The sequence below is a fragment of the Pseudoduganella sp. GW821-FHT05F09 genome, assembly GCF_059419605.1.
On record NZ_JBWKSD010000001.1, the window covers coordinates 144,525 to 157,660 of the forward strand.

Here is a 13,136-nt window from a genome sequence, read left to right on the forward strand (position 1 = left end):
CCGGCTCAATCCGCGCCGGGTGAACCTTCGTAGTTGACCGGCAGCCAGCGGTAGCTGGCGCCGGCGCCGTCCGGCGGGCCAATGCGGCCCAGGCCGGGGAAGGCGATATGGGCGGCGCCCACCACCATGCGCTGGCTGGCGGCCAGGTCCAGCAGCTGGCGGCGCTGGCGCTGCGCGCCGGCGGCACTGCTGTCGTATTTGACGGTGGCGTCCGGGTGCGGGAACTGCAGCGGCGCCACGTGGACGATATCGCCCCAGATCAGCAACTGGCGTCCCCTGCTCTCTACCAGGTAAGCGGCGTGTCCCGGTGTGTGGCCCGGCGCGGGCAGGGCGCGCACGCCGGTCTCCAGCTGGCCAAACGCGGCGTAGGGCTGGAAGCGGCCTGCGGCCTGGTAGGGCGCAACAGCGGCGCGCGCGCTGTCGAAGAAGCTGCGCAGGAATTCCGGCGCGGCTTGCTGCTCCTGCCTGCTCAGCCAGTAGTCCGCCTCGCCTTGCGCCATGCGCAGCACCGCGTTGGGGAAGGCCGCCGCGCCCTGGCGCATGACGCCGCCGGCGTGGTCCTTGTGCAGGTGGGTGAGCAGCACGGTGTCCACCTGCTCCGGCTGGTAGCCTGCCGCGCGCAGGTTTTCCAGCAGCTTGCCGCAGCAGTCGCCGTACAGCGCGCCGGCGCCTGCGTCGATCAGGATCAGGCGGCTGCCGGTGTTGACCAGGAAGGCGTTGATGGAGCCTTGCAGCGGCTGCGCCAGGCCCGCCTCGTCCAGCCCGCGCGCGATCTGCGCCGGGGTGATGTTGTTCATGACCGTGTCGATGGGGAAGGCGTGCGTGCCGTCGGACAGCACGGTGATTTCGAAGTCGCCCAGCATCATGCGGTAAAAGCCGGGCGCCTGGGTGCGCACTTGCGGCGCGCCCGCCTGGACGGGCGGCGCCAGCGGCACGAATTGCAGCATGGCTGCGGCCAGCAGCGGAAGGGTGAACCTGGTGGTGGTCGCAGCCATGGCGGTCACGCTCAGGAACGCAGGAAGGCCAGCAGTTCGGCGTTGAGCCTGTCCTTGTGGGTTGCGGGCAGGCCGTGCGGTGCGCCTTCGTACACGCTCAGCGTAGCCTGCGGCAGCAGCTCCACGGCGCGGCGGGCGGTGGCGGCGATCGGCACGATCTGGTCGTCGTCGCCGTGGATCACCAGCGTCGGCACGGTCATCTTTTTCAGGTCTTCGGTGAAGTCGGTTTCCGAGAACTGCTTGATGCAGGCGTAAGCGCTGCGGATGCTGCACTGCATGCCCTGCAGCCAGAAGGTGTCGCGCACGCCTTGCGAGTCCTTGGCGCCTTCGCGGTTGAAGCCGTAGAAGGCGCCGGGCAGGTCCTTGAAGAACTGCGAGCGGTCGGCCTGCACCGCGCTGCGGATGCCGTCGAACACTTCTATCGGCACGCCGTTCGGATTGGCCGGCCCCACCAGCATTTGCGGCGTGACCGCGCCCACCAGCACCGCGCGCGCCACGCGGCCGGTGCCGTGGCGGCCGATATAGCGCGCCACTTCGCCGCCGCCGGTGGAGTGGCCCACCAAGGTGGCGCCGTTCAGGTCCAGCGCCTCGATCAGCGTGGCCAGGTCGTCGGCGTAGGTGTCCATGTCGTTGCCGTGCCAAGGCTTGCTCGACAGGCCGTGGCCGCGGCGGTCGTGCGCGATCACGCGGTAGCCGTGTTCGGCCAGGAACATCATCTGGTCTTCCCAGGCGTCGCCCTGCAGCGGCCAGCCGTGGCTGAACACCACGGCCGGGCCGTGGCCCCAGTCCTTGAAGTTGATCAGCGTACCGTCGCGGGTGGTGACGGTGTTGATGGTGCGGGTAGTGGTCATGGCAACTCCTTGCTGGTTGGTCAAGCCTGCATTCTGGGCAGCGCACGATTGCCCGTCTATCTGGACTAAGGGATAGACGCAACTCCCACTTCATTGCGCCATGCGCAAAACCGCTCGTGGCGCGGCGCTGCGCGCCAGCCTCCGCCCCGGATCAGGCCAGCTGCCCCGCCAGGTGCTCGGCCAGCAGGTCGACAAAGGCCTTGATGGCCTGCGAGCCGCGCCGGTTGGCGGCGTACATGGCATACAGGCCGATCTCCATCTCTCCCGGATTGGCCTGGTAGCCGCCCAGCAGCGGCTGCAGCGTGCCGGCGGCCACGTCGCCGCGCACCAGCCAGTCCGGCAGCATGGCGATACCCACGCCGTCCAGCGCCGCGCGGCGCAGCATTTCCGAATTATTGATGGTGAGCGTGCCGCGTACCGGCAGCTCGGTGCAGGCGGTGTCTGCCCGTTCCTGGCCGCTCTCCTGGCTTTGATCCTGGCCTTGTGCCTGATCCCCCTGCTGGCATCGCAGGCGCCAGCCGCGCCGAGCCACGCCGTAGGAGAACTGCAGGCAGTTGTGGCGCAGCAGATCCTCCGGCGCCTCCGGCGTGCCGTGCTGCGCCAGATAGGCCGGACTGGCGCAGATGACGCGCTGGTGGCCGCTCAGGCGGCGCGCGATCAGGTTGGGCTGCTGCTGCGCTGCGCCGATGCGGATCGCCACGTCGATGCTGTCGTCCACCATATTGCTCACCGCGTCGCTCAGGTGCAGGTCGAGCTCCAGCCGGGGATGGCGGCGCGCCAGCTCGCCCAGCAGCGGCGCGATAAACATGGTGCTGAACGTGACCGGTGCCGACACCCGCAGCAAGCCGCCGGCCTGGCCGTGGCGGGCTGCGGCCGCGTCGTCGGCCTGGTCCAGCTGCGCCAGGATGGCCTGCGCGCTGGCGTAGTACTGCTGGCCGCTGTCGGTCAGCGTGACCTTGCGCGTGGAGCGGTTCAGCAGCGCCGTGCCGACCCGCTTTTCCAGCGCATCGACCAGCCGCGTCACCGACGACGCGGCCACCCCCAGCTGGCGCGCCGCCGGCGAAAACCCGCCGCTGGCCGCCACCAGGCAAAACGCCTTCAATTCCGCAAAACGATCCATCCGTGTTCCTTTATCTTTGCGCGCAGCGCAATGGTGTTGTCGGTCCCGCCCCGCTTATCGGCGCGCCCCGGCGCCGCTACAGTGGCTGCATACACTTAACCGGAGCCGAATATGAAAAACATCCTGCAAACCATAACCCTGGGCGGCCTGGCCCTCAGCAGCCGCATCGCCATGGCCCCCGTCACCCGCTCCCGCGCAGGCGAGGGCGGCGTGCCGACGGCGCTCAACGCAGAATATTACCTGCAGCGCGCCACGGCGGGGCTGATTATCAGCGAAGCCACCAATGTGTCGTCCAACTCGGCGGCCTTCGAGCTGGCCCCCGGCATCTATAACGAAGCGCAGCTGGCCGGCTGGAAGCGGGTTGCAGACGCCGTGCATGGCCGGGGCGGAAAAATCTTCATGCAGCTGTGGCACGGCGGCCGCGTGGGCAGCTACGCGCTGCTCGAAGGCCGCCAGCCGCTTTCGCCGTCCGGCTACAACGACGACCTGGGCCTGCTGCAAGTATATGGCGCGCTGCGCAACGGCCAATACACCCGCCTGGCCGCTTCGCCTTCGCGCGCCATGAACGTGGCCGAGATCCACGAGGCTGCGGAAGAATTTGGCGCCGGCGCCGCCAATGCGCTGCGGGCCGGCCTGGACGGCGTGGAAATCCATGCGGCCAACGGCTACCTGCCGCAGCAGTTCCTGTCGCCCCATGTTAACCGCCGCAGCGACGAATTCGGCGGCAGCGTGGAAAACCGCGCGCGCTTTCTGCGGCTGGTGGTCGAGGCGGTGCTGCGCGCCGTGCCGCCGGAGCGCGTGGGTGTGCGCATCTCGCCCTTCGCGCTGTATAACAATGCACTCGACGAGGGCGCCGCCGAGACCTATGCCTACGTGCTGCGCATGCTCGACAGCTACGGCATCGGCTACGTGCACGGCGCCGACACCAACGCCTGGGGCGGCAGCAGCGACATGGCCCAGTTGCTGCCGCTCATCCGCAGCAACTACAGCGGCGTGGTGATCGCCAACGCCGGCCTGTCGCCGGAACAGGCCGAGCAACTGGTCGCACTGGGGCGCGCGGACATGGTGGCCTTTGGCCGCCAGTTCATCGCCAATCCCGACCTGGTGGCGCGCATCGCCCGCAACGGCCCGTACAACGAGCCCGATCCGTTCAGCTTCTACGGCGGCGGCGCGCGCGGCTACACCGATTACCCGGCGTTGTAAGTATCAAACCTTACGCATCACACCTTAGTATGAGGCGGCATACCAAGGTCTGATTTTCAGGCCGCCATCCGTTATCTATAGTGATCAGCATCCCGCAGCTTTGCGGCCTGTACCGATCCGGAGGGAGTCATGCCAGTCGAACTGTTAGCCCGTTGGCGCCGTCCGCGCCGCGCCACCGCCGAGTGGCTGGTGCTGGCGCTGGTGCTGTTGATGAGCGGCCTGATGGCCGTGTATTTCATCTGGACCGAGCGCCGCCTGCTGCTCGGCTCCGATATCGAGCGCATGCGCATGCAGACGCTGATCATCGACGAGAATCTGCAGCACCAGCTGGAAGGCGTGCGCAATGCGCTCGACAGCGCGCGCGCCGCCTTCGGCACGCCGGGCGGCGCGGGCACCTGCGCCAGCGACTGCCGCCGCCTGCTGCTGCAATCGCTCAAGCGCGCCATGCCGGGCGTGCGGGCGCTGGTGGTGGTCGACCGCGAGGGCCGCATCCAGGTCTCGGACGACGACCTGCGCGACGCCCGCCTGGACGACAAGCTCTACACCAGCCAAGTGGCGCATATGCGCTCGCCGGACACACTCTACCTGTCGCAGCCCTACGAAAACACGCCCGGCGTGTTCAACCTCAAGCTGTCGCTGGCGATGGTGGACGGCGCCGGGCACAACGCGGGCGCGGTCAGCGCCATCCTCAACCCCGAATATTTCGATGCGGTGATGCGCTCGGCGCTGTACGCGCCCGACATGAGCAGCGCCATCACCGACGGCAGCGGGCACCGTATCCTGTACGTGCCGGCCAACCCGGCGGCCATGCGCGCCGACGGCGCCGCCGACCTCTTTTTTCGTTATCACCTGCACAGCGCCCTGCCGCTGACGGTGCTGGGCGGCGACCACCGGCTGGTGGTCCAGCGCACCATGGCGCTGCGCGAGCTGGGGCTGGACAAGGCGCTGGTGGTGAGCCTGACGCGCAGCCAGGACAAGATCGAGGCGGGCTGGCACAACCTGGCCTGGATCGCGGGCATGGCCTGGCTGCTGACCGGCGTGGCTGGCGCGGGCGGGCTGGCGCTGGCGCAGCGGCGCCGCATGGCGCTGGAACAGCTGGCGCTGGAGGGCGAGGAGGAGCGCGCCGCCGCCGCCGAGCGGGTGGAGCTGGCGCTGAACGGCGCCAACCTGGGCCTGTGGGACTGGGACCTGGTGCGCGACGTGCGCACCGTCGACGCGCGCGCCGCCGCCATGCTGGGCTATCTGCCCGGCGAGCTGCCGATTGCGCCGGGCAGCTGGCGCGCGCTGGTGCATCCGGAGGACTGGGAGGCGATGGACGCCGCGCTGGCCTCCCATCTGGACGATGGCAGCCGCTCCTACGAAGCCGAATACCGCATGCGCCACCGCGCCGGCCACTGGATCTGGCTGCAAAGCCGGGGCAAGGTGAGCGAGCGCGCGCCGGACGGTACGGCGCTGCGCATGGTGGGCACGCGCATGGACATCAGCGCGCGCAAGCTGGCCGAGGCGGAAATCGCCCACCTGGCGTTTTACGACGGCCTGACCAAGCTGCCCAACCGCCGCCTGCTGCTGGACCGGCTGGGCCACGCCATCGCCAAGTCCGAGCGCGGCGCCTGCCACGGGGCTGTGCTGTTCGTGGACCTGGACAATTTCAAGTCGCTCAACGACACGCTGGGCCACGACATGGGCGACCGTCTGCTGGAGATGGTGGCGTTCCGGCTGCAGCAGGTCACGCGCGACAGCGACACCGTGGCCCGGCTGGGCGGCGACGAATTCGTGATCCTGCTCGAAGTGTTGGGCGCCAGCGCGCAGGAGGCGGCGGCCCATGCCGAGGTGGTGGCGCAGAAAGTGGTCAGCGCCCTGAGCCTGAGCTATCCGCTGGACGGCCACGAGCTGCGCAGCACGCCCAGCATAGGCGTGGTGCTGTTCGGCGCGGGCAACCACACCATCAGCGACCTGCTGCGCCAGGCCGACATGGCCATGTACGAGGCCAAGGCGGCGGGCCGCGCCACCTTCCGCTTCTTCGATCCGCTGATGCAGGCGGCGCTGGACGCCACCGCCATGCTGGAATCGGACCTGCGCTTCGCGCTGGCGCGCGCCGAACTGGAATTGCACTACCAGCCGGTGGTGGACGCGGCCGGCCGGCCCACCGGCGCCGAAGCGCTGCTGCGCTGGCGCCATCCGCGCCGCGGCCTGGTGCCGCCGGCCGAATTCATTCCGCAGGCGGAAAAGAGCGGGCTGATTATCGATATCGGCGACTGGGTGCTGGCCACCGCCTGCCGCCAGCTGGTGCAGTGGCAGGAGCAGCCCTGCACGCGCGGGCTCACGGTGGCCGTCAACGTCAGCGCGCGCCAGTTCCGCCAGCCGGACTTCGCCGAGCATGTGCTGCAGATCGTCGCCGGCACGGGGGCGGACCCGCGCCTGCTGAAACTGGAGCTGACCGAGAGCATGCTGCTGGCCGACGTGGACGACATTATCGCGAAGATGGCGCGCCTGAAGGCCTGCGGCGTAGGCTTCTCGCTGGACGACTTCGGCACCGGCTATTCCTCGCTCAGCTATTTGCAGCGCCTGCCCATCGAGCAGCTGAAGATAGACCGCTCCTTCGTGCGCGACATGCTGCGCGCGCCGCACGCGGCCACCATCGTGCGCAGCATCGTCACGCTGGCGCACGGCATGGGCTTGTGCGTGGTGGCGGAGGGCGTGGAGACCCCGGCGCAGCGGGACGCGCTGTGCCAGATCGGCTGCGACGGCCTGCAGGGCTACCTGTTTGGCCGCGCCGAACCGGCCGATACTATACTTTGGTCTAAGATCATTCCTGTGGCGGTGGAATTATAATAAGAAGATATCACTCCGCATGGGAAGGGCAGGGCATGGTCAGGGTTCAAGGCAGCCCCTTGTTGTCGCTGTTGCTGGTCGGCCTGACGCTGGCCATATTCGCCGTCGACGCTTTCACGCCGCTGGATGTGGCCATCGCCGTCATGTACGTGGTGGTGGTGCTGCTGTCGGCCAGCGTGTGGCGCCGGCGCGGCGTGATACTCACCAGCGCCGTGTGCCTGGGGCTCACGGTGCTGGCCTACGCCTTCTCGCACGCGGCCATGTTCTCCGGCCCCGCCTCCGGCCGCATGATGGTCAGCCTGGCCGCCATCGGCATCGTCTCCTACCTCGCGCTGCGCTGGCAGGCCGCCACCAACGCGCTGATCGCGCGCGAGGAAGCGCTGCACCGCTCGCAGTCGCAGCTGGCCCATGTCACGCGCGTGACCATGCTGGGCGAGCTGGCGGCATCCATTGCCCATGAAGTGAACCAGCCGCTGGCCGCCATCACCACCAACGGCGGAGCCAGTCTGCGCTGGCTGAACCGCGCGGAGCCGGACCTGGACGAAGCGCGTGCCGCCATCGGCAGCGTGCTGGAGGAGGCGGGCCGCGCCAGCGAAGTGATACGCCGCATCCGCGCGCTGGCGCGCCGCAGCGATCCGCGCCATCTGCCGCTGTCGCTGAACGAGGTGGCGCAGGAGGCGGCGCGCTTCGTGCGGCGCGAGCTGGCCAGCCACCAGGTGGAGCTCAAGCTGGACCTGGCGCCGGACCTGCCGCAGGTGTGCGGCGACCGCGTGCAGCTGCAGCAGGTGCTGATCAATCTGCTCATGAACGCCATGCAGGCCATGCAGCATTGCGCGCCCGGCGAGGCCTTGCTGCTGCTGCAGACCCGCATCCACGAACAGGGCGGCGTGGTGTGCAGCGTGGCCGACACCGGCCCCGGCATCCCGCCCGAGCACCTGCCCAAGCTGTTCGACGCCTTCTTCAGCACCAAGGAGGACGGCATGGGCATGGGCCTGCCGATCTGCCGCTCGATAATCGAAACCCACGGCGGCCGCATCTGGGCGGGCATGGCGCCGCGCGGCGCCATGCTGTGCTTCTCCCTGCCCGTGACCGAGGAATGTTCCGCATGAACGTCTATATCGTCGACGACGACGCGCCGCTGCGCGCGGCCATTTCCAGCCTGTTGCGCTCCGTGGGCCTGCGCGTGTTCGATTTCGGCTCGGTGCCGCAGTTCCTGGCCCACCAGCGCGAGGAAGCGGCCAGCTGCTTGCTGCTGGACGTGCGCCTGCAGGGCATCAGCGGGCTGGAATTCCAGGCCGAACTCAATCGCGACGGCGTGTCCCTGCCGGTGGTCTTCATGACCGGCCATGGCGACATTCCCATGTCGGTGCGCGCCATGAAGGCCGGGGCGCTGGACTTCCTGGCCAAGCCCTTCCGCGACCAGGACCTGATCGACGCGGTGAACGCGGCGCTGGAAGTGGACCGTGGCCGCAGGCAGCAGAACCAGGCGCAGCATGCCTTGCAGGCCTGCTACCAGTCGCTCACGCCGCGCGAGCGCGAGATCATGGCGCTGGCCGCCAGCGGCTTGATGAACAAGCAGATTGCCGGACAGGTGGGCACCAGCGAGATCACGGTCAAGATCCATCGCGGCAACGCCATGCGCAAGATGCACGCACGCACCTTTGCCGACCTGGTGCGCATGGCCGAAGCGCTGGGCATCGATACTGCACGTAAGGGATAGCCACTCTATACCCTTGTATGATTCCGCTACCACGGCGCACACGGTATCTTGTTCCCATGCAGATTCAGGGAGTAAGCCGTGTCCAGTTCCACCACCATCACTAGCAGCACGAGTGCCCGCGTAGCCATCGTCGACGACCACGACGCCGTGCGCGGCGCCGTCAGCAGCCTGCTGCGCTCCAGCGGCTACGCCGTCACCGAATTCGATTGCGCCGAAAGCCTGCTGGCCGCCGGCGCGCAGCACGACTCCCACTGCATCATCAGCGACTTGCAGATGCCGGGCATGAGCGGCCTGGATTTGCTGGAGCACCTGCGCCGCAACGGCTGCGGCGTGCCGCTGATTATGCTGACCGCCTTCCCCGAGCCTGCAGTGCGCCAGCGCGCGCAGCAGGGCGGGGCGGCCGCCTTCCTGAGCAAGCCTTTCCAGTGCGACGAGTTGTTGCACTGGGTTGCGCTGTGCGTTGCCGCGTCCAGCCTTTCCTCCGTACCGTCCACCATTTAGGGAGCACTGCATGAGCACAGTCATGAACACCGCCACGCGCAGCCTGGCATCCGGCGCCGCCCCACAATTGCGCCTGCCGTCCGCGCCACGGCTGCGATGGAGCGCCTGCCATTCGCGCTGGGCCGCCTATGCGTTGCTGGTGTGCCTGATCGCCGCCAGCGTGGCTTTATCTGTGATGATAGAACGCTCGTCCGGTTCCGGCATGACGCGCCTGGTCCACCTGTTCGACATCGTGGCGCTGCTCACCGGGGCCTTCCTGCTGTACCACGTGCGTGCCCGCTTCCGCGTCGAGCAGCAGCTGGTGCACCAGGCCGGGCACGATCCGCTGACCGGGCTGGCGCACCGCCGCTCCTTCGAGGCGCGCCTGCGCAGCCTGCCCGTGCGGCCGCACTCCGTGGTGCTGGGCACCATAGACCGCTTCTCGCGCATCGTGGGCGGCTACGGCCACGGCTTCGGCGACCGCATGATCATCGGCCTGACCAGCCGCATCCGCCAGGCTGCGGAGGCGCGCGGCGGCGAGGTGTATCGCCTGGACGGCGCCAACTTCGCCATCCTGTACCAGGGCCGCCTGGACAGCCCGGAGTTCGACGCGGCCATTTCGGCGCTGCGGGCGGAAGTGGGCCAGCCCTATGTGTGCGAAGGCCACGAGGTGTTCACCACGCTGAGCCTGGGCGCCGTGTGCTACCCGCAGGACGGCGCAGAACCGGAAGTCCTGCTGCGCAACGCCGACGCCGCGCTGCAGGCGGCGCGCCAGGCCGGCGGCGACACGCTGGTGCACTACTCCGAAAGCCTGAACGCGCAGGCCGGCTTGCGGCTGGACCTGGAGGCCGAGCTGCGCCGCGCGGTGGAGCGCCGGGAGCTGGAGCTGCATTATCAGCCGCAGCAATCGCTGGCGGACGGCAGCCTGATCGGCTTCGAGGCGCTGATACGCTGGCGCCGTGGCGGCGAGCTGGTGTCGCCGGCCCACTTCATTCCGCTGGCCGAGGAATCGGGCCTGATCGTCTCCATCGGCGAGTGGGTGCTGGAAGAGGTGTGCCGCCAGCTCAGCCAGTGGCAGGCCGACAGCGGCCGCCAGCTGGTGGTGGCGGTGAACATCTCGCCGCGCCAGTTCGCCGCGCCGGGCTTCCTGGCGCATATCGAAACGCTGCTGGCCAGCACCCATATCGACCCGTCCAGCATAGAGCTGGAGATTACCGAAGGGGTGATGATGGAGAACGCCGAAAGCGCCATCGCGCTGCTGCAGCGCCTGCGCGCACTGGGCCTGCGGCTGTCGATCGACGACTTCGGCACCGGCTATTCCAGCCTGGCCTACCTGAGCCGCTTCCCCATCGACAAGCTCAAGATCGACCAGTCCTTCGTACGCAATATGGGCACCGTCAAGCAGCAGAGCGCCATCGTGCAGGCCACCATAGGCCTAGGCCACAGCCTGGGCATGACGGTGATCGCCGAGGGCGTGGAGACCGAAGCGCAGCGCGCGCTGCTGCACAGCTGGCAGTGCGACGAGATCCAGGGCTACCACTACAGCAAGCCCTTGCCCGCCCGCGCCGCATTGAATTTCCTGCAAGGCAGCGTGCAGCTGCGCGCCGCCTGAACCCACACCACACCGGAGACAAAAAATGAACTGGTTCTATCACCTGAAGATTGCGCACAAACTGCTGGCAGCCGTCGCCGCCGTGATGGCGCTGACCGTGGCGCTGGGCGTGTTCTGCTTCCTGCAATTGCAGCATCTGCACCGCGTCAACGACGACATCACGCAGCGCTGGGCGCCCGCGGTGCGCAATGTGCTGCTGGTGAAAGCCAGCCTGCTGCGCTTCCGCACTTACGAGCTGCAGCACGTGCTGTCCTCCCAGCCGGTGGAGTTCGACTACTACGAGGCGCAGATGAACGGTGAAATGGCGGAGATGCGCAGGGCGCTGGCGCTGTACGCGGCGGTGCCCAAGTCCGGCGCCGAGCAGGCCGACTTCGCCAAGTTCCGCTCCGCGCTGGACTCCTACGGCGCAGCGGTGCGCCAGGTAGTGCAGCTGGACCGCGCAGGCAACCACGCGGGCGCCATGACGCTGCTGCGCGGCGAATCGCGCACCTACAATTTCGAAGCGACGGACCTGGTGGGGCGCCTGGTGGCGGCGGGTGAGCAAGGCAGCGACGCGGCGGCGGCGTCCGCAGCCAGCGCCTACGCCAAGTCGCGCAGCATGATTAGCGCGCTGATCGCGGCCACCGTGGTGCTGGGCATGCTGCTGGCGGGCTGGGTGGCGCGGCTGATTTCGCGGCCATTGCAGGAAGCGGTGGACATCGCCCGGCGCGTGGCCGGCGGCGATCTGCGCGCCGTGGCCAAGACCTGCTGGCGCGACGAAACCGGCGACCTGCTGCGCGCGCTGAACGGCATGAACGCGCGACTGCAGCAGATGGTGGGCCAGGTGCGCGGCGGCGCCGACACGGTGGCTGCGGCCTCCGCGCAAATTGGCGCCGGCAATGCCGACCTGGCCAGCCGCACCGAGCGCCAGGCCGCGTCGCTGGAGGAAACCGCCGCCACGATGGAGCAGCTCACCGCCACCGTGGGGCACAACGCCGACAAGGCGGAGCAGGCGCACGGACTGATGGAGCGCACCGCCGCCGAGGCGCAGCAGGCCGAGCGCGCGGTGGGCGCCATGCTGGCCACCATGGAAGGCATAGACGCGTCCTCGCGCCGCATCGGCGACATCGTGGGCCTGATGGACGGCATCGCTTTCCAGACCAATCTGCTGGCGCTGAACGCGGCGGTGGAGGCGGCGCGGGCGGGCGAACAGGGACGCGGTTTTGCCGTGGTGGCGGGCGAAGTGCGCGTGCTGGCGCAGCGCAGCGCGCAGTCGGCCAGGGAGATCAAGCAGCTGATCGCCGCCTCCATCGAACAAGTCGGCGAGGGCAGCCGCGTGGTGCGCGGCGCCGGTTCCACCATAGGCGCGGTAACGGGCGGCGTGCAGCGCGTGGCGGGGCTGGTGGCCGACATCAGCTCCGGCAGCCGCGAGCAGAGCATCGGCCTGCAGCAGCTCAACGCCACGCTGGCCGAACTGGATGGCGCCACCCAGCAGAACGCCACGCTGGTGGAGGAATCGCTGGCCGCCACGCTGTCGCTGGGCGAACAGGCGCAGCGCCTCACGCGCAGCGTGGACCTGTTCCGCTTGCGGGACGCCGAACCGGACGAAAGCGTGATCGACATGGCCGTCCCCGCCGCCGCGCCCGCGCGCGGCCCTTTGCGCGGCGGCGCGGTGCGCCGTCCGGTCTACGTGGCCGGCGTGGTCTGAACGTGCTAGGCCACCACGGTGACCACGTTGAGCAGGCCCTCGCGCGCCATCTTGGCGTAGGGGCAAACGCGTTCGGCGTTGCGCACCAGTTCCTCCGCCGTGGCCTGGCGCAGGCCGGGCAGGCGGATTTCCACATTGGCCATGAGCAGATACATGCCGTCCACCGGATCGCGCGCGAACGACACCGCAACCTGGACGGAGCACTCGGCCGAGCTGAGTCCCGCCTTGGCCGCCAGCAGGTACAGCACGCCGTGGAAGCAGGCCGCGAAGCCCGCCGCGAACAGCTGCTCCGGATTGGTGCCGCCGCCCGGGCCGCCCAGTTCCGGCGGCAGGCGCAGCGCCAGCTCCAGGTTGCCGTCGTCCGAGCGCGCCACGCCCGAGGCGCGTCCGTGTCCAGCCTCGCCGCCGGTCACGGTCACGGTGGTGGTGTAGAGCGGCTGGATGTCCTGCCCGACATATTTGTCGAGCAGGGATAAGGGCGGCGCTGTCGGTGCTGGCGGCTTCATGTTCTGGTGGTCTCCTGGTGGCGGGCGCGCGGATGCGTACCGTGCGGGCCAGTGTAGGCCGCTGCCGTCGCAGCCGGTAGATACGCGCCGGGCCGCACGCTGGTGAGCGCCGCGCAACAGTGTTTTGCAA

11 protein-coding genes are annotated in these 13,136 nt (G+C 68.9%); 7 read left to right on the plus strand and 4 right to left on the minus strand.

All coding sequences use genetic code 11. The features are described 5' to 3' along the window. Positions 1-5 precede the first annotated feature (5 nt). The 3 genes from AC07S4_RS00505 to AC07S4_RS00515 all read right to left on the minus strand — a co-directional run bounded on the left by AC07S4_RS00505 (position 6) and on the right by AC07S4_RS00515 (position 2,966). Entirely contained in the window at positions 6-947 is a 942-nt protein-coding gene (locus AC07S4_RS00505) for an MBL fold metallo-hydrolase (protein ID WP_494985579.1), read from the minus strand. A 59-nt stretch (positions 948-1,006) separates the two neighbouring features. Next, entirely contained in the window at positions 1,007-1,828 is an 822-nt protein-coding gene (locus AC07S4_RS00510; protein ID WP_494985580.1) for an alpha/beta fold hydrolase, read from the minus strand. Between the two features lie 169 nt (positions 1,829-1,997). Further along, positions 1,998-2,966 carry a LysR family transcriptional regulator gene (locus AC07S4_RS00515; RefSeq protein WP_494984732.1) on the minus strand — a complete coding sequence of 323 codons (969 nt, stop codon included), beginning with the start codon at positions 2,964-2,966 and terminating at the stop codon, positions 1,998-2,000. A 111-nt stretch (positions 2,967-3,077) separates the two neighbouring features. On the opposite strand from AC07S4_RS00515, the gene AC07S4_RS00520 reads away from it, so the two are divergent. The 7 genes from AC07S4_RS00520 (at position 3,078) to AC07S4_RS00550 (ending at position 12,500) form a co-directional block, all read left to right on the plus strand. Further along, a complete protein-coding gene (locus tag AC07S4_RS00520; RefSeq protein WP_494984733.1) occupies positions 3,078-4,169 on the plus strand; it encodes an alkene reductase in 1,092 nt (363 codons plus the stop codon). Between the two features lie 129 nt (positions 4,170-4,298). Next, complete coding sequence (locus AC07S4_RS00525) at positions 4,299-7,001, plus strand: bifunctional diguanylate cyclase/phosphodiesterase (protein ID WP_494984734.1); 2,703 nt, start codon at positions 4,299-4,301, stop codon at positions 6,999-7,001. Between the two features lie 35 nt (positions 7,002-7,036). Further along, the gene (locus AC07S4_RS00530) at positions 7,037-8,110 is read left to right on the plus strand and encodes a sensor histidine kinase (protein ID WP_494984735.1); all 1,074 of its coding nucleotides are present in this window, start codon (positions 7,037-7,039) and stop codon (positions 8,108-8,110) included. After that, positions 8,107-8,721 (plus strand): response regulator transcription factor, encoded by a 615-nt coding sequence (locus AC07S4_RS00535; RefSeq protein WP_494984736.1) that lies wholly within the window; start codon positions 8,107-8,109, stop codon positions 8,719-8,721. The genes AC07S4_RS00530 and AC07S4_RS00535 overlap by 4 nt, the downstream gene beginning before the upstream one ends. A gap of 78 nt (positions 8,722-8,799) precedes the next feature. Further along, positions 8,800-9,222, plus strand: coding sequence for a response regulator transcription factor (locus AC07S4_RS00540; protein ID WP_494984737.1), 423 nt, complete (start codon positions 8,800-8,802; stop codon positions 9,220-9,222). 10 nt (positions 9,223-9,232) lie between these two features. Next, positions 9,233-10,813: a putative bifunctional diguanylate cyclase/phosphodiesterase gene (locus AC07S4_RS00545; protein WP_494984738.1), complete on the plus strand. Its 1,581-nt coding sequence runs from the start codon at positions 9,233-9,235 to the stop codon at positions 10,811-10,813. Positions 10,814-10,838: 25 nt separating this feature from the next. Further along, a complete protein-coding gene (locus AC07S4_RS00550) occupies positions 10,839-12,500 on the plus strand; it encodes a methyl-accepting chemotaxis protein (RefSeq protein WP_494984739.1) in 1,662 nt (553 codons plus the stop codon). Positions 12,501-12,505: 5 nt separating this feature from the next. Here the strand turns inward: AC07S4_RS00550 and AC07S4_RS00555 are convergent, their stop codons facing one another. Continuing rightward, a complete protein-coding gene (locus tag AC07S4_RS00555; RefSeq protein ID WP_494984740.1) occupies positions 12,506-13,006 on the minus strand; it encodes an Ohr family peroxiredoxin in 501 nt (166 codons plus the stop codon). Positions 13,007-13,136 lie beyond the last annotated feature (130 nt).